Source organism: Terrimonas sp., from assembly GCF_003075435.1.
In the GTDB taxonomy this organism is placed as follows: domain Bacteria; phylum Bacteroidota; class Bacteroidia; order Chitinophagales; family Chitinophagaceae; genus Agriterribacter.
On record NZ_QCZJ01000012.1, the window covers coordinates 50,236 to 74,130 of the forward strand.

At 39.3% G+C, this 23,895-nt stretch carries 21 protein-coding genes and 1 riboswitch; of the genes, 9 read left to right on the forward strand and 12 right to left on the reverse strand.

From position 1 onward, the window contains the following. The first annotated feature begins 10 nt into the window (after positions 1–10). Together DC498_RS14120 and DC498_RS14125 are read left to right on the forward strand one after the other, a co-directional pair. Positions 11–1,027 carry an MBL fold metallo-hydrolase gene (locus tag DC498_RS14120; RefSeq protein ID WP_116874819.1) on the forward strand — a complete coding sequence of 339 codons (1,017 nt, stop codon included), beginning with the start codon at positions 11–13 and terminating at the stop codon, positions 1,025–1,027. Positions 1,028–1,058: 31 nt separating this feature from the next. Continuing rightward, positions 1,059–1,826, forward strand: a complete 768-nt coding sequence (locus DC498_RS14125; RefSeq protein WP_116874820.1) for a methyltransferase domain-containing protein — start codon at positions 1,059–1,061, stop codon at positions 1,824–1,826. Between the two features lie 694 nt (positions 1,827–2,520). On the opposite strand, the gene DC498_RS14130 is transcribed toward DC498_RS14125, so the two are convergent. From DC498_RS14130 to DC498_RS14150, 3 genes are all read right to left on the reverse strand, one after another. Beyond that, positions 2,521–4,557, reverse strand: a complete 2,037-nt coding sequence (locus DC498_RS14130) for a T9SS type A sorting domain-containing protein (RefSeq protein WP_116874821.1) — start codon at positions 4,555–4,557, stop codon at positions 2,521–2,523. A 528-nt stretch (positions 4,558–5,085) separates the two neighbouring features. Next, positions 5,086–5,406 carry a hypothetical protein gene (locus DC498_RS26000; RefSeq protein ID WP_133176857.1) on the reverse strand — a complete coding sequence of 107 codons (321 nt, stop codon included), beginning with the start codon at positions 5,404–5,406 and terminating at the stop codon, positions 5,086–5,088. A 1,129-nt stretch (positions 5,407–6,535) separates the two neighbouring features. Beyond that, positions 6,536–6,811: a helix-turn-helix domain-containing protein gene (locus DC498_RS14150; protein WP_116874825.1), complete on the reverse strand. Its 276-nt coding sequence runs from the start codon at positions 6,809–6,811 to the stop codon at positions 6,536–6,538. A 321-nt stretch (positions 6,812–7,132) separates the two neighbouring features. Here DC498_RS14150 and DC498_RS14155 point away from each other — a divergent pair, with 321 nt between their 5' ends. The 3 genes from DC498_RS14155 (at position 7,133) to DC498_RS14165 (ending at position 8,631) form a co-directional block, all read left to right on the forward strand. Beyond that, entirely contained in the window at positions 7,133–7,573 is a 441-nt protein-coding gene (locus DC498_RS14155) for a hypothetical protein (RefSeq protein ID WP_116874826.1), read from the forward strand. Between the two features lie 175 nt (positions 7,574–7,748). Continuing rightward, the gene (locus DC498_RS14160; protein WP_116874827.1) at positions 7,749–8,330 is read left to right on the forward strand and encodes a hypothetical protein; all 582 of its coding nucleotides are present in this window, start codon (positions 7,749–7,751) and stop codon (positions 8,328–8,330) included. Between the two features lie 4 nt (positions 8,331–8,334). Continuing rightward, entirely contained in the window at positions 8,335–8,631 is a 297-nt protein-coding gene (locus tag DC498_RS14165; RefSeq protein WP_116874828.1) for a hypothetical protein, read from the forward strand. A gap of 315 nt (positions 8,632–8,946) precedes the next feature. On the opposite strand, the gene DC498_RS14170 is transcribed toward DC498_RS14165, so the two are convergent. The 3 genes from DC498_RS14170 to DC498_RS14180 are packed head-to-tail and all read right to left on the reverse strand — an operon-like array spanning position 8,947 to position 10,373. Then, complete coding sequence (locus DC498_RS14170) at positions 8,947–9,396, reverse strand: SRPBCC family protein (protein ID WP_116874829.1); 450 nt, start codon at positions 9,394–9,396, stop codon at positions 8,947–8,949. A gap of 54 nt (positions 9,397–9,450) precedes the next feature. After that, the gene (locus tag DC498_RS14175; protein WP_116874830.1) at positions 9,451–9,927 is read right to left on the reverse strand and encodes a VOC family protein; all 477 of its coding nucleotides are present in this window, start codon (positions 9,925–9,927) and stop codon (positions 9,451–9,453) included. Between the two features lie 38 nt (positions 9,928–9,965). Continuing rightward, positions 9,966–10,373 (reverse strand): VOC family protein, encoded by a 408-nt coding sequence (locus DC498_RS14180; RefSeq protein WP_116874831.1) that lies wholly within the window; start codon positions 10,371–10,373, stop codon positions 9,966–9,968. Positions 10,374–10,503: 130 nt separating this feature from the next. Here DC498_RS14180 and DC498_RS14185 point away from each other — a divergent pair, with 130 nt between their 5' ends. Further along, positions 10,504–11,493 (forward strand): GlxA family transcriptional regulator, encoded by a 990-nt coding sequence (locus DC498_RS14185; protein ID WP_116874832.1) that lies wholly within the window; start codon positions 10,504–10,506, stop codon positions 11,491–11,493. 23 nt (positions 11,494–11,516) lie between these two features. On the opposite strand, the gene metE is transcribed toward DC498_RS14185, so the two are convergent. After that, positions 11,517–13,841: a 5-methyltetrahydropteroyltriglutamate--homocysteine S-methyltransferase gene (gene metE, locus DC498_RS14190; RefSeq protein ID WP_116874833.1), complete on the reverse strand. Its 2,325-nt coding sequence runs from the start codon at positions 13,839–13,841 to the stop codon at positions 11,517–11,519. Between the two features lie 151 nt (positions 13,842–13,992). Further along, positions 13,993–14,182: riboswitch (cobalamin riboswitch) on the reverse strand. 153 nt (positions 14,183–14,335) lie between these two features. Between metE and DC498_RS14195 the strand changes: the two genes are divergently transcribed. Beyond that, entirely contained in the window at positions 14,336–14,797 is a 462-nt protein-coding gene (locus DC498_RS14195; RefSeq protein ID WP_116874910.1) for an Lrp/AsnC family transcriptional regulator, read from the forward strand. Positions 14,798–14,886: 89 nt separating this feature from the next. Here the strand turns inward: DC498_RS14195 and DC498_RS14200 are convergent, their stop codons facing one another. Together DC498_RS14200 and DC498_RS14205 are read right to left on the reverse strand one after the other, a co-directional pair. Then, on the reverse strand, positions 14,887–16,596 hold the full coding sequence (locus DC498_RS14200; RefSeq protein ID WP_116874834.1) for a ribonucleoside-diphosphate reductase subunit alpha: 1,710 nt from the start codon (positions 16,594–16,596) through the stop codon (positions 14,887–14,889). Positions 16,597–16,632: 36 nt separating this feature from the next. Beyond that, entirely contained in the window at positions 16,633–17,607 is a 975-nt protein-coding gene (locus DC498_RS14205; RefSeq protein WP_116874835.1) for a ribonucleotide-diphosphate reductase subunit beta, read from the reverse strand. 489 nt (positions 17,608–18,096) lie between these two features. Between DC498_RS14205 and DC498_RS14210 the strand changes: the two genes are divergently transcribed. Then, positions 18,097–18,429 (forward strand): alpha/beta fold hydrolase, encoded by a 333-nt coding sequence (locus DC498_RS14210; protein WP_165813843.1) that lies wholly within the window; start codon positions 18,097–18,099, stop codon positions 18,427–18,429. Positions 18,430–18,552: 123 nt separating this feature from the next. Beyond that, positions 18,553–18,963, forward strand: a complete 411-nt coding sequence (locus DC498_RS14215) for an alpha/beta fold hydrolase (protein ID WP_116874837.1) — start codon at positions 18,553–18,555, stop codon at positions 18,961–18,963. A gap of 75 nt (positions 18,964–19,038) precedes the next feature. On the opposite strand, the gene DC498_RS14220 is transcribed toward DC498_RS14215, so the two are convergent. From DC498_RS14220 to DC498_RS14230, 3 genes are all read right to left on the reverse strand, one after another. Then, complete coding sequence (locus DC498_RS14220; protein WP_116874838.1) at positions 19,039–19,509, reverse strand: redoxin domain-containing protein; 471 nt, start codon at positions 19,507–19,509, stop codon at positions 19,039–19,041. A gap of 464 nt (positions 19,510–19,973) precedes the next feature. Then, positions 19,974–22,052 (reverse strand): carbohydrate binding family 9 domain-containing protein, encoded by a 2,079-nt coding sequence (locus DC498_RS14225; protein ID WP_240628017.1) that lies wholly within the window; start codon positions 22,050–22,052, stop codon positions 19,974–19,976. A 202-nt stretch (positions 22,053–22,254) separates the two neighbouring features. Beyond that, positions 22,255–23,796, reverse strand: coding sequence for an Rne/Rng family ribonuclease (locus DC498_RS14230; RefSeq protein ID WP_116874840.1), 1,542 nt, complete (start codon positions 23,794–23,796; stop codon positions 22,255–22,257). Positions 23,797–23,895: the final 99 nt, after the last annotated feature.

Sequence of the window (23,895 nt, forward strand, 5' to 3'; positions counted from 1 at the left end):
TGATACTAAAATGGTTTTTAAAAAGAAAACAAAGCCTGTAGTTAAAAGCTACACTTCAAATCCCGGATTGGTTACTATTAAACCGGGCTGGCCAGGTACTCCACTGGATCAAAACGGGCTGTTCATTTACGCGGAAAGCCCAACAGTGATTAGTTTCAGAGAGGTATTGAAATATATGTTCCAGAGAAATCCGCAAAGACAGGAAAAGAAAGCAGATAGCTGGCGTATAGCTGTCCGAAGCAATGAAGATTGGTTGAATGACCCTGCTGATAAAGTTGTATGGTTGGGGCATGCCAGTTTCTTTGTTCAACTGTCTGGTATCCGTATTTTGATTGATCCGATGTTTGGTAGGTTGCCCATTGTGAAAAGATATTCGGCATTGCCGGTTGCACCGGGCAAATTTTTAAATGTTGACTATATTCTTGTTTCGCATGCGCACTATGATCATTGCGATAAAAAGAGCCTCCAATTATTATCCGCTAATAATCCCCACGCTCAAATACTGGTGGGGTTGAAACTGGATCAGCTCATTTCAAAATGGGTTAACAATCCAATTCTTTCAGCAGGCTGGTATCAGCAATACAGATTAGACAGCGCATTGACGATTACATTTTTACCTTCCAGGCACTGGGCCAACAGAAATCCCTTTGATGGCAACAGAACGCTTTGGGGCAGTTTTATGATCCAGTCCGCCACACGATGTATTTACTTCGGGGGAGATTCGGGGCATGGCTCGCACTTCCATACAATCGGAACATTATTTCCAAAAATAGATGTTGCCCTTATTGGCGCCGGAGCTTATTCTCCTGCATGGTTCATGGGCCAGCACCACCAGGACCCGTATGATGCCGTTAAGGCTTTTAATGCATTAGGTGCCGCAAGGATGATCCCTTTTCATTACGGTACTTTTGATTCGGCAGATGAACCTATGGGAGAGCCTGAAGTTATACTGAACAAGCTTAATCACGACAACGCGATTAGCGGACAACTGAAAATACTGGAATTGGGGGAGACTTTTTCTTTATAATAGTAGTTTTATCATTTATAAACAACAATGTATGCCGTGGAACTCCGGGAAATACAATCAGTTTAAAAACATACGGTATCAGCCTTTTTTTGACCTGATGGAAATGATTTCTGGTGAAGGGATAAGAAATGCAGTGGATATAGGATGCGGCACGGGCGAACAAATCGCTATCTTGTCTGAAAAATTTGAAGGAACTTCTTTTTTAGGTATTGATTCTTCAGATGAAATGCTTGCAGGTTCGGAAATATATGCGAACGAAAAATTGCAATTTCAAAACTCAACTATTGAGGCGTTTGCGAAAAATGATTCGTCATGGGACCTGGTTCTCAGTAATGCGGCCTTACAGTGGACAGATAACCATGCAGAATTATTTCCCATCCTGATTTCAAAACTCAATACTAACGGACAACTGGCAGTACAGATGCCGGTGCAGAACGAAAATGTGCTCAATCAATTATTGATAAAACTTGTGCAGGAAAACCCTTTTATAGATTATTTGAAAGTCTGGAAAAGGGTGTCGCCGGTGTTAAGCATTGATGAATATGCACAGATTATGTTTGATAGTGGATTAAGTAAAATTCAGATCATACAAAAAGTATATCCCATCATTGCAGATAGCCCGCAAAAATTATTTGATTTCATTTCGGGTTCTTCATTGATTCCTTATTTGGAAAGAATGTCAGGAAATGAGCAGGAAATATTTATTTCTGAATATAACGGTCGCATTGAAAAAGCATTTAAGAAGTTTCCTGCTATATATGCTTTCAAACGTCTGTTGCTTTATGGCAGGAAGGAGTAGATTTGTCGATCGCTCCTTTAACATTTTATAGCAGATTTTTTAGCTTGAAGCAAATCTTTTTGGTATTAAGATTCATATGCAATATGACATTAATGAATAAGTAGTCATCAGTTTACAAAGTCAATTTTCTTACCGGCCTTTCGAAAGATTCTTAATTAACCAGACTTAACTGATTTGCAGTGTCTCACAAATTGTATAAGTCATGCGATTTCCCGTTAAAGTTATTTATCGCACCAATAGGGTACATGCTGACGGCACATCTTCTGTTTTTATCCGCTACTGCTTTAATAAGAAATAAAAAACGATTAAATATTTATGAGATCATATCAAAAGAAAGATCATTGTTCGCATTGATCTTTCAGATTATAAACTTCCTGAAGAAGACTCGGATGCTATATGTCCTACATATGAAGAAGTCGCAAGCATATATGAAGTAGATCTTCGGGAACACCCGCACTTCAATTGAATACCGTGATCTCAATCAAATTTTTTTGATGTTGTCGATTTCCTTTCTTTGTTTTTCTGCAAGTATGTGGCAAAATCACCTGACCACTGCTGTGGTAATAAAAATAAAGCGACAGGCAGCTATTTGAATAGGATAGCCGTAATCAACTATCCATTTCATTGTAAAAGCAATTGAAAATCCTGAAATATTCAATTTCAATATAGCATCAAAGAGGTAGAAACAGGTTTATTACTGTTTTATCAACTTGAGGATTATTTCATTATTACTGCTGTCAATAATTTTAGCAATGTAAACACCGGGATTCAGGTTGTTAATGTAAACAGGAATTCCTTCTTTTACACCTGTTTCCTGTTTTACTACCAGCCCTGCAGAATTATATATAATTATTTTAAAGGACTTGCGAACGCCCTGTATAATAAAATAGTCGTTTGCAGGATTAGGATAAAATTGTAATGAATGGGGCGCTGCATTATTGATCAGAACAGTTTTGCTGTAGGTGTATTTCCCATCCTTATCTGTTTGCTTAATTCTGTAATAAACATATTTTTCTTCGGGATTCATGTCGGTGTAGCTATATTCGTTTTTGCTGCTACTGTTTTTAGAAATAACAGCATGAAGTTTTTTGAAATTAACACCATCACTGCTCTTTTCAACTTCAAAATGGGAGGTATTATATTCATTTTGTGTAATCCATGTCAGGCAGATGTTTCCTGAACACGATTGCGCCGTAAACCCAATCCATTCCAGCGGTAATACTTCAGACACTGATAACGGTGAACTTATAAGACTTAACCCGCTTGCATCTGTATTAGTAACAACAACATAATAGGTGCCTGATGTTGTTATAGTAAGTGTGGAATCTCCTGTACGTGATTCCAGCAGGATATTGTCTTTATACCATGTGTATGTATTTTTAGCAAGTGTTCCTCCGGCTGTTACAGCCAGGTTGGGATTTTTGTTGGTTACGGTTAAGTTTCTTTGGTTGTCATATATCGCTCCCTGTTTCTGCCCGATACATTCCATTCCGTCAAAATTAAATGCATTGTTGCTGATATCTATTGTAGTAAGATTATTGAGATCGCAAATTCCCTGAGGAATGGCACCGTTGAACGAGTTGCTTTTTAATGATAAATAAGTAAGATTAGAAAGGTTTGCAATGCCAGAAGGGATATTTCCGCTAAGATTATTATTGGCAAGTGATAACCAGTTTAATGCTGTAAGATTTTGCAAAGCATCAGACAATCCCATTATGCGTTTACTGGGATTTGCGTTTTTATTATTCCGCATTATTTCACCACTAAGGTTTCTGTCGCTTAAATCCAGCATTGTAACTTCCCCGTTTTCTACAGTAATCCCAGACCATGTAGCGGCAGGGGTTCCGGACAGCCAATTTGTATTATCCGTCCAGTTGTTGCCGTCCAAAGCTGAATATATATCAAGAAGGGCGAGACTATCTGTATTTTGGATAGGAGCTATTATTATTGGGTTGCTCTCCAGTATAAGCTGCGTAGCTACAATATTAGTTACGCTTACATAATAAGTTCCGGTTTCTGTTATAGCAAAACTAGAATCCCCGGAGATCGTTGCATAGATGTCGCTATCCCTATACCATGTATAGGTGTTGTTGACTGCTGTTCCTCCCACACTTACAGTAAGTATATTGTTTTTTTTATCAGCGTTTATTTTTTGTTGATTATTATAACTGGAACCTGTTACTGTTGCAATGCATTCCATTCCTTCAAAAGTAAAACTATTGTTGTTGAGCTTTAATTCCTGCATACCGGAAAGGCTGCAAAGCCCTTCAGGAATTTTACCCGATAACTGGTTATAACTAACGTCTGCCTTTATTAAGCTGTTTCGGGTGCTTAGTGATTTTGGAAATTTACCTGTAAAGTTGTTATGCGAAAAATTAACCTCAGCCAGGTTAAGAGAGAAATAAAAAGTATCAGGTATATTACCGCTCAACTGGTTGTCCGACAGGTCAATAACCTCAAGCATTGACAGCTGGTTGAGTGCCCCTCCAAAATTGTTTCCGGTTAAACCATTGCCTGGCAGGCGTAGTTCTGTTACGCGGTCACCTGTTAATGTAACTCCCTGCCAGCTTGCAACCGGGCCGGTTAGCCAGTTGTACTGCTGCGACCATGCCATTCCTCCCGTTCTGCTGTAAAATTGCACAAGCGAAAGGCTGTCTGAAGTGTTTACCTGGGCACATATGCTTACCGTATAAAGATTGATGATAAACAGAATAGGTAAAAATTTTTTCATTCGGTACTAAATATATGTTTGAAATGGCGCATTGAAACTAAAAAAGTAAATACAATTTAGACCAGCAACAATATACTGGCGGTATCGGAGGTAATCTAAAGATTAATTGAGTTCTCAATTTAGTAATATTTTGTAAACGTATAAAGTTTTTGAAAGCCGGGGTAAAGTTTTTTTCAGGTGCAATACAATTTCTGTAAGGCTATCAATGAGCAATAAAATACCTGTTGGTATATTGTTATTTCAAAGAGATATGCCTGCTGCTTTGTACAGCGCTTTTTATCAACCCTAAGACTGTATAACGTGGATGTGCAGAATGGCAATAGCTGTTTTGTTAAGGCGCCGGAGAATGCTCATACGAGGAGTGTGTGAAATATTATTATTTCACTTTTATGACTCAATTATTAATTCAAATGCCTCTTGCCAATTGGGCAATAACTTCTCCGTACAATTGAATGTGCCTATTAGCAATTTTCCATCAAAATTTAATTATTTCCTCTTGTTTAAGTTTATTTGACTTTGGATTTGCAATTACTTAAAGCCCAAAACACCGGTTGACGAAATTATAATCAGTGAGAAGCTAAAGGAAAAACTGAAAGATGGCTTGTCTTCAAAAGCCGGCTTCAGGTATATTGACCCCGAGATGGCAAGCAATTCTATTGTTGACAGATTGAATGGACAAATAACCATTGGCGAGTATTTTTTCTGATGACTATTTCCAAGTTCCAAAACTGAAAAAAATATTGTCAGAATGTGTCGTACAATCATCACAGGAGAAGTAGCATCGCGAGTTAACTTTTGATGATCTGTCACAAACCTGTTTTCGTATTTGTAAGTTATAATTATTTTCATTGTTTATTTTTATCGCTTACCAACCGTACATTAACCCTGATCACTATTTAATAAAACACTTTCATGTTTATTATCTACGGCAAAAAAGCAGGCAGAATTAAAAAATATACAGATCATGGGCATGCTTGTCCCAACTGTAAAGCATTTGATCTGTCAATTAAGGTCTTCAGGGAATATTATCATTTATATTATATCCCGGCATTTCCAGCAGGAATTAAATCGGCAGCAGTATCATGCAACAATTGCGGAGCCACCCACAGATAAAAAAAGATGCTAAAATCCGGAGAGATAAATTCGGTTTACAGGTATTATGGTGGTGATGATGGTTTCAATCGTATGAGATAATCTGGTTCCTGATCCTGTTAATTTCCATGACTTTTGAATAAAAAATTAAGCGACCCACTGTTATATAATTAAGTAATAATTACTGCATGTTCCATTAAACTGATCTGTGAGTAAGAGGACGCACGTAAAAACTGAACAAGCCTTATCTACATTCAGTATTGTTACAGCGCGACCAACCGGACTAATCTCAATACTGAAATTGCCATCCCACCAAATTATTGGAGCAAAGGCAGAATGGGGAAAGTTCGGGGGTTCAAATTGAAGCCCTTTTTTGCCGGTTGGTTTTGTACCAATCTCTTGCTTCAAAAACATTTGCATAAAAAAGAAGTACCGGCTGTTCGAAACCGGCAACAAATTGCAAACACCGGCGACTTATAAAGGTTAAACCAAATACCCCACAGTATTATACGGCGTTTAATGGTATTACATAATATTAATTAGGGCTTGCTGTTTAACTCCATTTTGGTGATATGCTGATAAAGGTCATTGTATATTCATGCTTTGGTTATTAAATTGCTGCAAGGGTTTTGAATCAAATTTTTCAAAAACCATGCAGCTGTTTCGGCATAATTAAATTTTACGAACCTTTTTTTGCCTCCACAGCCGGCGGGCTGCGTAACCGGAACGCCGCTGCTTTTTGTCTTTTGAAAAAATATGCTTCGCATTTTTTCAATTTCGCCTTCGGCGAAACCAGACAAAAAGATGCGGCTAACCCGGTTACTGGTAAAAACTTAAAAAAATAAATGCCGGGAGTTAAACAGCAAGCCCTAATTATTAACCCGTATTATTTTTTTCTTTTCACATCTTTTTTAAAAGGCACCGGGTCTTCAGCAGCGATAGTGAGCTGTGTATTAAGTGTAAGGTTACCACAGATATATTCCAGCAGATCTGCAGGCGGTACACCAATAGCCAGGGCGATCAGGTATAGTTCTTCCGCTCTTAAATGGCTGCGCCCACTAAGTGTAAGCTCGTTTATCCGCGCCCTCGAAATACTGGTTTTGCGCGCCACCTCAGATTTGTTCACCGACTTTTGAGCCAGATATATTCCCAGCTTTGTCATTGATTATTAAGATTTTCTATAAACATTAACGGAATGAAAGTAAAAAAATATATAAATACTTACACACAGGCTTGTTAAATTGTAGGAATGGTCATACATTGTGTTTGATTTTCTATAACTATTATCACGCTATCTGTCACAACAATGAAGCACCGGGACACTTCTTAGCAGTTTATTATATAGATTCAGGTCAGCAATACCCCCCGAAATGTAATTCCTATTATCACTACCGGTAATGGTGATCTGTATAGGTTAATTACCAACTATAGCGCTTTTTGTGCTGTGGACAGGCTTTACTTATCCTTGTTTTAAACAGTTTAGATGAAAAAGATCAACACCAAACAAAGATCCAAACTATATTTCAAATGGCAAACCGGGGCTTACGCCCGCAATGCACAATATGAGTTCATCATTCCCAACCAGTTCCTTATGCTGTGCAGGTTAACAGATATTCCTCCCCGTGATATGCTCATTGATTTTATGGATAACCTCGCCTGTGCCAGCTGGAAAAGCAAAGACAGAGACCTGGCAAAAGAACATCTTATCAATTATTTTATCGCCCACGGCTATGGGCAACGACATTACACAGAAACTGAGCTTCGCACCATGTTCAAAGAAATGAATGCCATGGGTATGCTGTTTCCCCGCCATGGTAAGACGAAAATGATTGACCTCTATGCCAAATGGAGAGATAAGCAGCATCGTTACTGGTTTAAACAATGGTTCCACAAACCGGGGCGTAAACTATCTCAACAGGCATAACTATGAGCACAACAACTTCATATAAGCATTGCCGTGCGGGGTTCGCCACATACCAACATGCAATTGCAGACAGCATTGTAAAGGTCGCCGCTCCTGGAAGTATTTTCCTGTTGGGATTAAAAATACAATACACACAGGCAAATGATCACCAGGCTAACACTCACAACACAACAGCATGAAAAACAGTGTTCATAAACGGAAGCGCTTCCGGAAGCCATTTGATTTTTTGGTTGACGGCAAAAAGAAAACCACTCATGTACTACATAAGGTATTCCAAACCTGTAACCCGCAAGATTTCAGCACTGGCTTAGAGAAGTGGCAGCGGCTTGCTTTGTGTAACGACCAAAGTTCGTATGATGAAGCTAACAGCAGGGAAGATCTTATGGACGTGATCGACTGGCTGAAAAAGCTGGCAGATCACTGGCATGCTATATACCGTAATAAGGCTTATAAAAATAAACTGGCAAAGGGCAGATCAAAACACCGAAAGAAAGCAACAGAAAAAGAAGATACAGCTAATGCTTTAATTAAGGGTGAACACACCGATCCATTCTTTTTCCTTAACAAATTTTGTAACACTTTTGATCCCGGGTACCTGGAAATGGAATTGCTGGATTTACTGGATGCTGTAATTACTTACGAAGGCATAAATGAAAGCTATAAAGGCAACCTGGTATTCTTTTATCAACACCTGCTATGCCTGGTGCGGTTATCTTTTAAAATCTATAATAAAAATTCTAACCATTTAAAACAATAGTGGCATGCACAGGGATAATAACCAGGATCGCATATCAGCAGAAGAACTTTGGTATCTCTCTAAAGATGCGGTAGAGCGTCCACAAAAAATCATCTATGATTTTTTTGATAATTACAGGCTCGGCCGGGCACATGATATATTGTGGGAGATGTTTAAATGTACCCTTACGCACATTGATACCAATGATTTTAGCGAAATTGACAGATCAAACAGTTTTTATTTTTACGAGAAATTGCTGGAACTGTTAAATGCGGATTATGTGCTGTATTTGAAGATGAAGGAGCGGTTGGGACGTAAGTAAAGCATTGTTTTCTGTCCATAAATTTCTCCTGTTCATTATTCGTGAACACATACTAATCGTGAACAGGATTTAGAACTTTCATATATGTTCATTATATCTGCGTCCTGATTGGTTTCAATTGTAAACGATCAGCACAAAATGCAGGCAATGCATGCATTATATATATTGCCTGATGCCAAAGGTGAGGTTGACATATACCAGCAATTTTGGGATGAACAATATTAGCTATTGCAGTTTTCAGCAATATCCGCCTGCAAAACAAGCAAGCATTGTTTTGCAGGCGGCACTATTATTTTTTATAATTGTGCTGTTGATTTATGCATCCGGAATTTCAGGCTCAATCAATCGCATCAGCTTGTCTAATGATTCCTGCCAGCCGAGATAACACATTTCAACAGGTATTACAGAAGGAATGCCTTCCTGTACAATTTTCAGCTCGGTGCCTGCTATAACCTTATTCAGCCAAACCGTAGTAGTCATTTCACCGGGCAAATTAGGATCATCAAACTTATCGGTGTATTTAATATATTCATCGGGTTTGATCTCTACATACTTGCCGCCAAAAGAATGGCTATGCCCGGTTGAAAAATTAGTGAACGACATTTTAAATTCACCGCCTGTTTTAAAATCCATTTTATGTACAGTGCATAAATAGCCATAAGGCGGAAGCCATGCGGCATGCGCCAGGGGGTCAGAAAACGCCCTGAATGTTTTTGCGGGCGATGCTTTTAAAACACGATGAAGTGTTACTGTGTTGTTTGCCATGATCGTTGAATATTTAAATATAAAAAATGAGTTGTTTTTGCAATTGTTTTACACTTACCCTTTATACGCTTTTTCAATAGCTGACAGATCAAGTTTTTTCATTTTCAAAAAAGCGTTTGTTACACGGTTCTTCTGTTCCTCTGTTCCATTTTCAAGCATTTGCTGTAATGCAGATGCATCAACCTGCCAGGAAAGCCCAAACTTATCTTTAACCCAGCCGCAGGGGCCCTGCTCCCCGCCATTTGCAGTAAGCTTTTCGGTGTAATAATCTATTTCATCCTGTGTGTCGCATGATACAATAAATGAAACCGATTCATTGAACTTAAACTCCGGGCCGGCGCTGATCGCCATGAACGGGTTGCCCGATAATTCAAAGCGTACGATATCACAATCGCCGGATGGTGTATCATGAATGGTGGTTATCTTGTTGATTTTTGAGCCGGGGAAAATCGAAACATAAAATTCGGCCGCCTCTTTTGCCTCGGTATCATACCAAAGATGTGGTACTATCTTCTTTAATTGCATTGCCATGATCTTTTGATTTAAAAGTTAAAAAATATGGTGGTGTACTACTTTTTATAATTAAGCAGCCAGTGGTTCCCGTATTTATCAGTGAGGGTAGCAAATAAAGCGCCCCAATACGTTCTTTCAGCCGGCTGTGTTTGTTTGCCTCCGGCAGAAAGCTTTTTATAAACTGTTTTCAGTTCACGTTCGCTCGAACAATTTATCAACAGAGCAACCGCATTTCCTTTTTGCAATCTGTCATCAGTTGCCATATCGGTACCCGTAAGACAGAAGTTTTTACCATTTAATACTGAATGAACAATCAGCTTTTTCATTTTAGCCGGCATTATATCGGATAATGGTGATTCTCCTGCCAACTGCAACAAAAGCTCGCCTCCCAAACATTTTTGATAGAATTTCATAGCTGTCCTGCAATTGCCATTAAAAGTGAGATATGCATGTATTGCTTTCATATACGTCAAATCAAATTAGCAATACAAAAATGGCATTTAAATAAGATTTACAGGTAGTGCGTAAACGACAGTTTTAAGGGCTGATTCCGCCAAATACATTGCTTATCTTTATTTCCTGAAAAAACAGGATATGAAAAAGATATCAGTATATGTACCCCAAAATGCAGTGATAGAAGCCATCACCCCTGCATACCGTTGTTTTAAAACAGCGAATGATTTTCTAAAACAAGTGGGTAAAAAGCCGATGTTTGATGTGGAGTATGTAGCACTCAAAAAAAATATGGCTGCCAATGATGGTGAATACATTATCAGGATTGACCGCCAGATAAGTGATGTAAAAACAACGGACCTGGTGATATTACCTGCCCTGTATGGCGATATTGACGAAGCGCTTGCGGCAAATGCAAAAGCAATACCCTGGATATTGCAGATGTATGCAAAAGGAAGTGAGCTGGCAAGCCTGTGTATCGGCGCTTTTTTACTGGCAGAAACCGGGCTGATGGATGGCAGAAAATGCTCCACGCATTGGTCGTCCTACAATAAGTTCCGTGAAAAGTTTCCCAATGTAGAAATTGTGGATGGCTCTGTTATTACTGATGAGGGAAAGCTGTATTCCAGCGGCGGAGCTAATTCATTATGGAATTTATTATTATACCTGGTAGAAAAATATACCGAAAGGAATACCGCCATCCTTCTTTCAAAATATTTTGCCATTGATATAGACCGTAACAGCCAGGCAGCCTTCACTATTTTCACAGGACAGAAAGATCATGCAGATAAAGAAATTTTGCAGGCGCAACACTTTATTGAAAAAAATTACCCGGAAAAAATTACGGTAGATGAACTGGCCGATAAAGTAAATATAAGCCGGAGAAACTTTGAAAGGAGATTTAAGCAGGCAACCAATAACACACCGGTGGAGTACATGCAGCGGGTTCGCATTGAAGCCGCCAAAAGAAGTTTTGAGGCAAGCAAAAAAAACGTTGCAGAAGTAATGTATGATGTTGGCTATACGGATACAAAAGCTTTCAGAGATCTGTTTAAAAGAATTACCGGACTTACACCTGTTGAATACAGGAATAAGTATAATAAAATGGCGGATAGTTACGAGGCAGACTGATTTCAGCCTGCCCCGTACATTTATCACGCGTTTACTGTTACCTGTTGTCTCAGCGCTTTGGCTGCATTTACCATTTCAAGTAACGCCGCTTTTGTTTCATTCCATCCCCGTGTTTTTAAGCCGCAGTCAGGATTCACCCAAAGTTGTTCCATCGGAATAACCGCTTTCGCTTTTTCCATCAATTGCGTCATTTCTTTTTGTGATGGAACTCTCGGTGAATGAATATCATAAACACCGGGGCCAATTTCATTCGGATATTTAAATGCAGCGAATGCATCCAGTAGCTCCATTTGCGAGCGGCTGCACTCAATGGTAATTACATCTGCATCCATATCCGCTATGTTTTGAATGATATCATTAAATTCGGAATAACACATATGTGTGTGGATCTGCGTTTCATCTTTCACACCGCTTGCAGATATCCTGAATGCTTTTACTGCCCAGTTCAAATACGCCTGCCAGTTTTCCTTGCGCAAGGGTAATCCTTCCCGGATTGCAGGCTCATCAATCTGTATTACATTAATGCCTGCTTTTTCCAGGTCAGCCACTTCATCTCTTATTGCTAATGCAATCTGTGTGCAGGTTTCGCTGCGCGGCTGATCATTGCGAACAAAGCTCCATTGCAATATGGTAACCGGCCCGGTTAACATACCTTTTACTGATTTTTTTGTGAGCGATTGCGCATAAGCGGTCCACCGTATTGTTATCGATTCCGGCCTGCTTACATCACCGAATATAATAGGGGGTTTAACGCATCGGCTGCCATAGCTCTGCACCCACCCGTTTTTTGAAAAAACAAAACCCTTCAGCTGTTCTCCAAAATACTCCACCATATCATTACGCTCAAACTCACCATGCACTAAAACATCTATATCAATTGCTTCCTGCCAGCGTATGGCTTTTTCTGTTTCTTTTGCAATCAGCTCATCATATTGCACCTGTGTTAGCTCACCCTTTTTCCATTTAGCACGCCATGTTCTAACCTCGGCAGTTTGGGGAAACGAACCAATAGTGGTAGTTGGAAATAACGGCAGGTTTAATGCACTATGCTGCTTTTCTTTTCTTATGGAGAAAGCATTTTGCCGCGCAGCATCTGCATCTGTAATTGCTTTTACTCTTGCTTTTACAGCAGCGTTGTGAATTAGGCTGGATGTTTTACGGTTTTGACTGGCAGTAATATTTTCTTTGAGCTTTGTGTTGGCAACTTCGCTGTTTTCATCATTAGCCAGTTGCTTCAGTGTTACTACCTCATCAATTTTTTGTTTCGCGAAAGCAAGCCACTGTTTTATTTCAGGCGTTAATACTTTTTCATCGGTTTCCAGGTCAAGATCACAAGGCACATGAAGCAGCGAACAGGATGGAGCAATCCATATTCTTGCTTTGCCAATTTTATCGGCCGCTTTCTTAATATATGCCAGCGAGGTTTCAAAATTATTCTTCCAGATATTTCTTCCATCAACCACACCTAACGAAAGTATCGTTCTGCTGTGTACAAAATCTGTTGCCAGTATGTCATCTAATTGCCCTGAACAACGTACAAGATCAAGATGTAAAACCTGAACAGGCAATTTGAGCACTGTAAAAAGATTTTCTCCGTAACACTCAAAATAGCTTGCCAGAATAATTTTCAGGTCCGGCAATTTGTTTTTGATCTCCTCGTATGTTTTGGTAAAAACTTTGCGCTCAGCATCCGTAAGATTCAAAGAAAGACACGGCTCATCTAATTGAATATAATATGCGCCTGCCTGTTCCAGTTTTGTTAATACTTCAATGTATACGGGAAGCAATTTTTTGATCAGTTCAAGGCGATGAAACCCTGGTTCTTTTTCTTTACCTAATAATAAATAAGATACAGGTCCCAGCAATACAGGTTTTGCAGGTATGCCATTTTGCTTTGCTTCAACAAATTCATTCAACACTTTGGTATTGAAGAGGGAGAACTGTTGGTTTGCTGTGAATTCAGGAACGATATAATGATAATTGGTATCAAACCATTTGGTCATTTCCATGGCAGTAATATCATACCCGTCTTTCTGGTATCCTCTTGCCATGGCAAAAAGCAGGTCAGGATGGGGCAGTTGCTTGTCCTGCATCAAGTCGTGATACCGCGCCGGAATAGCGCCTGTCATCAGGCTGGTATCGAGCACATGGTCGTAATATGAAAAATCATTACATGGTACCAGGTCAATGCCAGCTTTTTTTTGCAGCGACCAGTTATGCAGGCGTATTGCGCTGCCTGCCTGGTTCAACTGCGTTAACGAAATTTTTCCGGCCCAATACTGCTCGGCTGCTTTTTTAAGCTCCCTTTGGCTGCCTATCCTCGGATAGCCCAGGTTGTGTGTTTGCATGTTTTAATGCTTTTAAAATGAGTGACGATCATTATAAAAGTGCCTGAACCATTTCTGATTTCTTAAGCGCAGAAAATTTGGAAGAAAAGTATGAGCATAGGGATATTCAGTAATATCCATCAATCTGTCCAAAGCTTCACATCGCGAAAGCATCGTACATCCAGAGCAGGCAGGTATCCTGACTTGTAACAGTTTTATCATCCTTCCCATCCTGATTATATATGAACAGTGGATATGTATTGATAGAACCTTTTGTTACTTACAGTTGCGCGACAGTTCGTGATTTGCACACGATTCCCTATTAATCTCAGCTAAGCAGAACCTGATCCGATTGTTGAAATATGTTAAGAACTTTAAATTTCGCGACTAAATTAATTTAAAGCTTTAAAAACTATATACTAATTGATTTTTAAGTGAAAAAAACTGATTTGTATAATCAAATAAGCAAATTATGCTGCAAACGCATTAATATTGCTCCCGAAAAAAAATTTTTTATGGATCAATTGGACCAGACAGATATAATGCTCTTAAAAATCTTAAGCAATAATTCCAGCCAAACCATAAAAGAGTTGGCTGCACAGGTAAACCTTTCTGCTTCGCCGGTTTTACAACGCATAAAAAAATTAGAAAGCAACGGGTATATTAAAAAATATGTGGCAGTGCTGGATCCTGAAAAGTTCAGCCAGGGATTTATTGTTTTTTGCAATATCAGGCTGAAACAGCACGACAGAACCATCGGCCACAAGTTTGTGGAGGATATTATGAAAATTGATGAGGTTGTAGAATGTTATAATGTTTCGGGTGATTACGATTTTATATTGAAAGTATTAGCCCGCGATATGAAACATTACCAGGAATTTGTTTTTAATAAGCTGGGTTCCGTTGAAAGCATCGGCAGCACGCACAGCACTTTTGTTATGGCGGAAATAAAAAACGTGCATAATATTATGCTTTAGGTTTTTTAAACAAAAACGCAGAACGATAACAATCATCCTGCGTTTAAAACTAATGGGACTATAAACAAAATATTTAAAACACGTATGTGTTATGCCTCGCAGCTTTTGCAACTCACCAGGTTTGTCACCATCTCTTTAGAAACGCTCTGACTACGCTGGTAATATAAAGTTTTAATACCCAGCTTCCATGCTTCAATAAGCAGCTTGTTTACTTCTTTTACAGGAAGTTCCGCGGGTATGTTGAGGTTCAGGCTTTGAGACTGGTCAACATATTTCTGGCGGATGGATGCCTGCTGAATAATTTCGAGCTGGCTGATCTCTTTAAAGGTTTTAAATACTTCTTTTTCTTCAGCAGTCAGTTCTTTTAAATGCTGTACGCTGCCGTGGTTCAGCATAATGCTGCGCCATGTATCTTCATTGTCAATACCTTTTTGCACCAACAGTTCTTTAAGATATTTATTCTTACGCATGAAGTTGCCTTTGGATAAGCCAGCTTTATAATAGTTACTGCTGAATGGTTCGATACCCGGGGAGGTTTGTCCCAGGATTGCGGAGGAAGATGTTGTCGGAGCAATAGCGAGCAATGTGGTATTTCTCTTTCCATATCCTCTTAATAATTCCGGTTCACCATATATCCATGCCAGGTCCTTGGTTGCCTTCATTGCTTTTTCATTGATATCAGCAAATATGGAAGCAGTAAGTTGCTTAGCCTTCATGCCTTCAAAAGGTATCATGTTTTTTTGCAGGTAAGAGTGCCAGCCCAATACGCCCAGCCCTAATGCACGGTGGCGTTTAGCAAAAGTATTGGCGGCTTTCAGGTAATGATTGTCTTCTGACTTGGCAATAAATTCCTGCAATACCGCATCAAGGAAAAAGATAGCCAGCTTAACCGCGTTGGTATCTTTCCATTCATCATATAACTCAAGGTTCATAGATGATAAGCAGCAGATGAACGATTCATCTTCAGAAGACGGCAGCATAATTTCAGAACAAAGATTGCTGGCATGGATCGTAAGGTTCAGATCCTTATATACCTGCGGTTTGTTCCTGTTTACATTGTCGGTGAAGAAAATATATGGCAATCCTTTCTGCTGGCGGCTTTCAAGCACCTTAGCCCATATCTGTCTTTTCTTCATATCGCCGTCAACCATATCCTGCATCCAGTAATCGGGGACGCATACGGCATAAAAAAGATTTTGTATGGGATGCCCGATATCTTTAATAGAGAGGAACTCTTCAATATCACCATGGTCTATATCCATGTATGCAGCAAATGCACCACGACGAACACCGCCCTGTGATATCGTATCCATCGCGGTATCAAACAAACGCATAAAGCTTACCGCGCCGCTGCTTTTTCCATTATCCGTTACCGCGCTTCCTCTTTCTCTTAACGCACCAAAGTATGCAGATGTTCCGCCACCCAGCTTTGTCTGCATGATCACTTCACCCAGCTTATGTGTAATACCTTCTATATAATCAGGCACATGAACATTGAAGCATGAAATAGGCAACCCCCTTTCTGTTCCCATGTTCGCCCATATAGGTGAGCTCAAACTCATCCAGCCGCGTTCCACCATTTCTTTAAACGCTTCTTTTAATTCAGGCTTGTATAAGCGCTGCGCAGCAGCAGAGCATATACGTTCAATAGCTCCTTCTACGGTTTCCCCCTTCAGCAAATATCCCCTGTTGAGGATCTGTTCGCTTTCTTCATTTTTCCACCATAGTTTTTCCTGTTCACATTTAGTATCAAAAAGTTGTTCAGCAATTGCCGGCGCGGTTGCAAATAGTGTCGTCATGTTGTAAGTTAATTTATAGAGGTAAAGGATAAATGGTTAAAACAAATCGTGGGCAGAAATACTTTTATCAAACTTGGTATATTCTACAGGGCGCTTTGCAAAAAAATCATCCAGGCTGTTTGAAAATACTTCTTCTTCAAACCACATCATAGCCGCGTTATCTTTTGCACTTACATTGAACACAGGTTCAATGCCAATTTGCTTAAGGCTTTCATCTGCCCTGTACTTCATAAAGTTAGTGAGGTTGTGCTTATTGATGATATCAATTTCACCTGCGCCAAAAATCCAGTCCAGCATTTTGCCTTCTGTAACAATAGACTGTTTTACCACATCGCGTACATGCTCAATGGTTTCCTGCGTAAATATGCCGGGGTATTCTTCTTTCAGCTTGTTTATTAAGAATATACCCGCATTGGCATGAATCTGCTCATCTACGGAAGTCCACGCAATAATATTGCTCACATTTTTCATCAGCCCTTTAAATCTTGTAAAGGCAAGAATAATAGCAAACTGGCTGAACAGGCTAACGTTTTCAATCAACAGGCTGAATAAAATAAGTGAAACGGTATATTCTTTTTTATCAGCAGATTTAGCATTCTGCAATGCCGAAGATAAATATTGAATACGCTCTTTTACAACCGGCACTTCTACCAGGCTTTCAAACTGGTTATTATATCCCAGCACCTCAAGCAGGCGGGAGTAGGCTTCAGAATGCCTGAACTCGCATTCGGCAAAAGTAGCGCCCAGCCCATTCAGTTCAGGTTTGGGAAAATGATTATATAAATTACCCCAGAACGATTTTACGGCAACTTCTATCTGTGCAATGGACAGCAAACTGTTTTTCACAGCATTCTGCTCCGCCTCAGTAAGATGCGCATGAAAGTCCTGAACATCTGCAGTAAAGTCTACTTCTGAATGCACCCAAAACGACTTATTGATCGCCTCTGAAAACTTAAGTATTTCAGGATACTCAAACGGCTTGTATTGTACTCTTTTATCAAATAGTCCCATAATTATTTTTTTTTAAACGAGACGAAACTACCCTGTCTGTATATAACACAGAATAAGGTAAGGGATTAACATTTAATTTAATATTGGGAAGTTTTCCGCCCGTGGTGTTTATAAAGATCACAATTAATTAATTTATTAAGAACAAAAGAAATTAACAGGATGTGAATAATATCAGGTTCTCTTTTCCAAAATAATAACTTCCTGTTTGGTTGGCACAACAGGACTGCATTTGGGGTTTTATAAATAGTGTTCACATTTTTTTAAGTGTGCATAATCCTGTAAAAATCACGTATTGGAGTAAAGTACTTATACTTAGAAAAGTAACGGAATTTTTAGTTTGATGATTTAGATAATATTAGTAATCAAAGCCAACCCTGTCTTCTGATTTAATAATTCCAATCCGGGCGCAATCTTTTAAATACAATACCTTCAATATGGAATGGAAAATTGCTTATGGTAAAACTTCTGCTCCTTTTATATTGCTGCTGTTTGTTTGCGTGCAGACCAGGTGAAGCTGAAAAGCCTGAAATAAAACATGGGGATGTAAGCATAGCATATGATATTGCCGGCAACAGCGATACGGCAATTGTATTTGTACATGGATGGTGTATTAATAAAACATACTGGCAAAGCCAGGCAGATTATTTTAAGAAACGGTTTACTGTTGTAGCCCCGGATTTGGGTGGGCATGGCAAAAGCGGGCATAACAGGAAAAGCTGGACTGTTAATGACTATGCAGGCGATATCGTATCTGTAATAAATAACCTGGGGTTAAATAAAATTATTTTAGCAGGGCATTCAATGGGAGGTGATATTATTTAAAAAGTCGCTGACGCTATTCCTTCTAAAATAATTGGATTTATTGGTATTGATAATTTTAAAGAACCTGTTCCAACAAGCTATTCACCGGAAACAATTAAACAGATCGACAGTCTTTTTGTTGAGATGGAAAGTAATTTCGATGCTGTTGCAACGGAATTCAGCAGGGCATCGCTATTTCCTCCTGGCTATGCAGATACGGTTTTGGTAAACCGTGTTTTGAATGATGTACGATCTTCTGATCCTGTTATTGCAACATTATCTTTGAAATCGCTTATGAATTTTGTGCCCGGTGAACCTGCTATGCTATCCCGCTTAAAAATTCCTTTCCATTTAATAGTGAGCGATTATACGCCAACAGATGAAGAAGCAATTAAAAAATACCTGAAAACTTCTTATACTGTAAAAACAATACATGGCACAGGTCACTATCCAATGATTGAAAAGCCTGCGGAATTCAATAGGCTTCTTGAAGCAACTTTGAATCAGATAAGCTTAGAAAAAGAAACCGCATTATCTGTAGCATTGCCGGAATAGTGATTGAGGGAAGTAAGATCTGAGGGAGAAGATAAATGTGAAAGGCGCCCTCTCACATTTACCTTTCTGTTAAATTTATTTAATTGAAGACAGTGCTTCTTTCAAAGCAGCAAAATTTACCTGCGTGCCAGGGTTAGCTGTTTCTTCGGCGTAAGCTACGGTGCCGCTTTTATCTACAACTACCACGCCTCTTTTTGACACACCTTTCAAACCCAATACAAAATCTTCAAGATACATGCCGTAAGCCTTAATCATATCTTTATTAAAATCAGACAAAAGATCGAAGTTGATATTTTGCTGTGCTTTAAATATGCCTAACGAAAAGGGAAGATCAACAGATACTGCAACAACCGCAGCGCCAATATTATTATAAAAACCTAATTCATCGCGATTGCTGCACAGCTGTTCTGTACAAACGCCTGTGAAAGCAGCCGGGAAAAAATTTATCACTAATGTTTTACCTGCAAAATCTTTTAAAGAAACTTCTTTTTTTTCTGTATTTATTAATGTAAAATCAGGAGCTTTTGTGCCAACTGCTATTGCCATAATATTATTTTTAGAATGACGAAGCTAAAGAAAAATAAGATTGATTCAGAAAGATTGTTAAGTTATCGCAGGCAAGCTGACTATTCCAAATAATTACTCTTTTTTTATTAGGTAATATATTTCTCATGGAAAGAAAGGGTTTTAAGAAAAGAATTATACAATACAGGAGAGCAAAAGAGATATTAACCTCTAATATAATTAAAGGGAAATATTAAGCCAGGAATTATTTGCTTAGATAAAAAAACGAAATTGCATTTATTATATCTCCTGTCGAAGCGATTGAAATTGCAAGATATTTTTCTGTTCCTGTATGCATTGGTAACCACCCGATAAACAATCAAAGCTTTCAAAATTTATAATAACAAGCGAGTCTTTATTAATAGATACCGCCATATATTTCTACTGTAGCCTGTATTTTTTAGAATCATCATTTACCGCACTGGCAGCTGGTACATGGCGCCCATCTACACACTCCACCAGTAATTAAACTTCAGCACAAAAGCTCTTGTTTTAACCGCAAATGGTCCTGGATAATAATTGTCCGTATACACAAGGAAAAGATCGGATGCGGGCTTATATCTCCACTGCAGCCTTGTATTGATGTTAAGGTTTTTAAGCTGCTCGTTGTATTGTATATAGGTAGTGAAAAAAAGTGTATTCGTAAACGTTACATCAATTCTTGGCCCGATCAATAAAAAATTCATTCTGCCCCAGGGTTGCGGCAGGCGTAACTGGTTATAGCTGGTGCTCATCGTTATGTTCACATAAGGCTGAAATCGATAACCCAAATCGCTGTTGATCATCAGCAAATGCCCGTTGGCATAATAGCCTCCGTATCGCAAAGAGCAGGTATAAGTAAATAAATGCTGGGGTGCAGAAACATAATCAAACCCAATGGTATTCCATTGGTGCTGTGTGCCTGTAGCTAATGAATCTTTACCTGTATTGGTAGGATCAAAGGGGCGGAGCAGTTTTACATAATCCTGCTGCGTAACAATACTTAAGGTTGCTTTTGACCGGAACGTTGTAAGATAGGATACAATATTGCTGTGATCCGTTTCATGAAGTTTGGTGTTAAAATAATAAGTGCTGTTTATAACAGGTCCATGGCTCAGCACATTGCCGCCTTTCGGAAAAAAGAAATGAGACAGTTGCGGATTGAATTTTACATAACCCCGCCTTGGTACATATCCAACTTCCGGAATATAGTTTTCACCAACATATTGCGCCTGTCCGTATATCAGCCATTTGCGGCTATTGTATTGCAGGTGCGCAGCCTGCGTCCAATCGCCTTTGGAGATGCCGGGATGAAAGGATTTCAATACCATTGCCTTCCCTGTCCATATATTGTTGGCAGAAGCAAGATTATATTCCAGTCCTATATTCCTGTTATAACCGGCATATAGTTTTTTACTGCTATCGGGGTTTTGTAACGCATTATAATTAAGCGAAGCCTTGTCAATATAAATAACACCAATATTGGAACGTTTAAAAACCTTTCGTTGCAACGACAGCACTGCAAAATTTTGCGCAGGTAAGGCCGCATCATTTACTTTAGCTGTACGCATATCCATTACACCGATACGCCAGTTTTTATCAAGCTTGCCACTCAGCCTGGCACCAAAGTCTATCGGTACACCTAAGCCTATTCTTCTTGAAAAAAACGGGCGAAGATCAGCATAGCCGAAATTGGCAAACAGGTCGCCATTCTCTAAAAAGAATTGCCTGCGTTCAGGAAAAAATAATTCAAAGCGGCTGAGATTCGTTACCTGCTTATCTACTTCTACCTGCGAGAAATCAGGACGTACCGTTAAATCAAGGTTGAGAGAAGGTCCGATCGAAATTTTTACATCACCACCTATATTTTTTTCAAATACCGTTTTTGCATTGGTTATATAATTTTTTGAAATACCACCAAGCACATAGGGAATTACAGAAATATTGGAGCGCGGCACTGGCGGTTCTTCATCCCATACTAAAGTGCCTGTATGTGCCAGGGATGCTGTTGGCAGTTGCCGTGAAATAGGTGTCCAGCTTGACTTTTCAGTTGTTTTAAGATCATTGCGGCTGAAGTTGATACCCCAATGTTTCAATCCTTTTTTATAGCGTATGGTTTTAAACGGTATAGCAGCTTCAAATACCCATCTGTCATCATAGTTTTTTACGGCTGATGTCCATTTATTATCCCAGTTAAGATCAACCTTGCTGCCTTCGTACATGGTTCCGTCCCATTGCGCGCCATAAGCATTTGCTCCAAAGGAAAACCCGGTTGTCTGGTCTTCAAACGTATCCATAAACAACAGGAAGTTATCATTCTTCAGGAAAGCAAAATCACGCCTGAGTGATTCCACCATGTGCCTGCCATTGCCATAGTTATAACAAACAGCCAGCAGGTACAGGTTTTCATTATCATAGGTCATACTTACATCTGTACGCACTTTTGCAAAGCTGGTATCCATGGGCAATACCATATAAAAAGATGAAGCGCTTTCTGCATCAAGCCAGGGTTGTTCATCAGCAATACCATCAACTTTAACTGGCAATGTGGATTTATGAATATGTAATTGAAAGGAGGCGTTTTGTTTTTGGGCAAACAAACCATTACTCAACAGAAAGCTAAAGATTAAAAAGAGAGATCGGTTCAAGGGAAACAATTTTCGGAATGGGTAAGATGGAAAGGTAGGGAATATTATTTTTTGTATGAAGGAATAATTATAGTCCTGCTTATAATTCCTGTAAACTACACTACAACTTTATCTCCTCATCATTACTATCAAAAAAGTGAAACTCGGTGAGGTAGTAATTATTGTCGGCTTTTAATTTGATCTTTTGTTTGTATTTCCAGCTCCATTTTCTGCGAATGGAGATCCAGCCTTTGGTGAGATAGGCGTATATGATAGGATGTACAACGATAGTTAAACCTTTATGCTTTTGCATTACAAGATAACTCAGGTTCTTTTCTATCTCGTCTTCCAGTACAAGTGTTGAAGATATTTTGCCGGTGCCGTTGCAGGTAGGGCAAACTTCCTGGGTATTGATATTCACTTCCGGCTTCATACGTTGCCGGGTAATCTGCATTAAACCGAATTTAGAGATTGGGAGCACGGCATGCTTAGCCCTGTCTGCCTTCATAAACTCTTCCATTGCCTCAATAAGCTTACGCTTATTATCAGGCAATTTCATATCAATAAAATCAACCACTATGATACCACCAAGGTCGCGCAGGCGCAATTGCCTGGCAATTTCTGCAGCGGCTTCAAGATTGGTCTCCAGTGCATTCATCTCCTGGTTATTGCTCACACTTTTATAACCGCTGTTCACGTCAATTACGTGCAATGCTTCCGTATGTTCAATAATAAGATAAGCGCCGCTGGGCAGGTTAACCGTTTTGCCAAAAGAAGCTTTTACCTGTTTTGTTACACCATAATGATCAAATATGGAAGATCCATTATTATAGAGCGTAACTATTTCCTTTTTTTCAGGTGCTATCTTTTGAATATAGTTGCGGGTATCATTAAAGATGTTCTTATCATTCACCACTATGCGGTTAAAATCTTCATTCAGCAGATCACGCAGCATACTGGTGGTTTTGGTTTGCTCGCTGAGGATCTTAGCAGGTGCTGTAGCATCTTTTAAATTATGCTGCAGGTTTTTCCAGCTTTCAACCAGCATATTCAAATCTTCGTGAAGTTCAGCGGTGTTTTTGCCTTCAGCCGCGGTGCGCACAATCACGCCAAAGTTTTTTGGCTTAATGGCTTCAACAATTTTGTTAAGCCGTTTTCTTTCTTCTGAAGAATGAATTTTTCGTGAAACCGCGATAATATCATTGAAGGGGGTAACCACAACAAACCTGCCGGGCAATGAAATTTCGCAACTCAGGCGCGGGCCTTTTGCAGCGATGGGTTCTTTAAGGATCTGTACAAGTATATTAGGCTTTTGACCCAACACCTCATTGATCTTACCGGTTTTAATAATTTCAGGTTCGGTTTGAAACTGTGCAAAATCAAAATCGCCCTGTGCATTCATGGCCTGCTGTGTAAATTTCAGCAGCGAGCGGGCATAAGGGCTAAGATCTGTATAATGCAGGAAAGCGTCTTTTTCAAAGCCAACATCAACAAATGCAGCATTCAATCCCGGGATAAGCTTTTTAACTTTTCCCAGGTATAAGTCGCCCACGGCAAAACTTGCATCTGCTTTTTCATGATGCAATTCCACGAGCTTCTTATCTTCCAGCAGGGCTATTTCAACACCTGCAGAAACTGCATTGATAATTAATTCTTTGTTCAAGTAAAAACGCCTTTATAATCTGACCTCAAAAAAGGAAGAAATCAATATGTGAAAGGGATTACCACTTTATAAGCAGCAATTAACCTTTCACATGTTTAT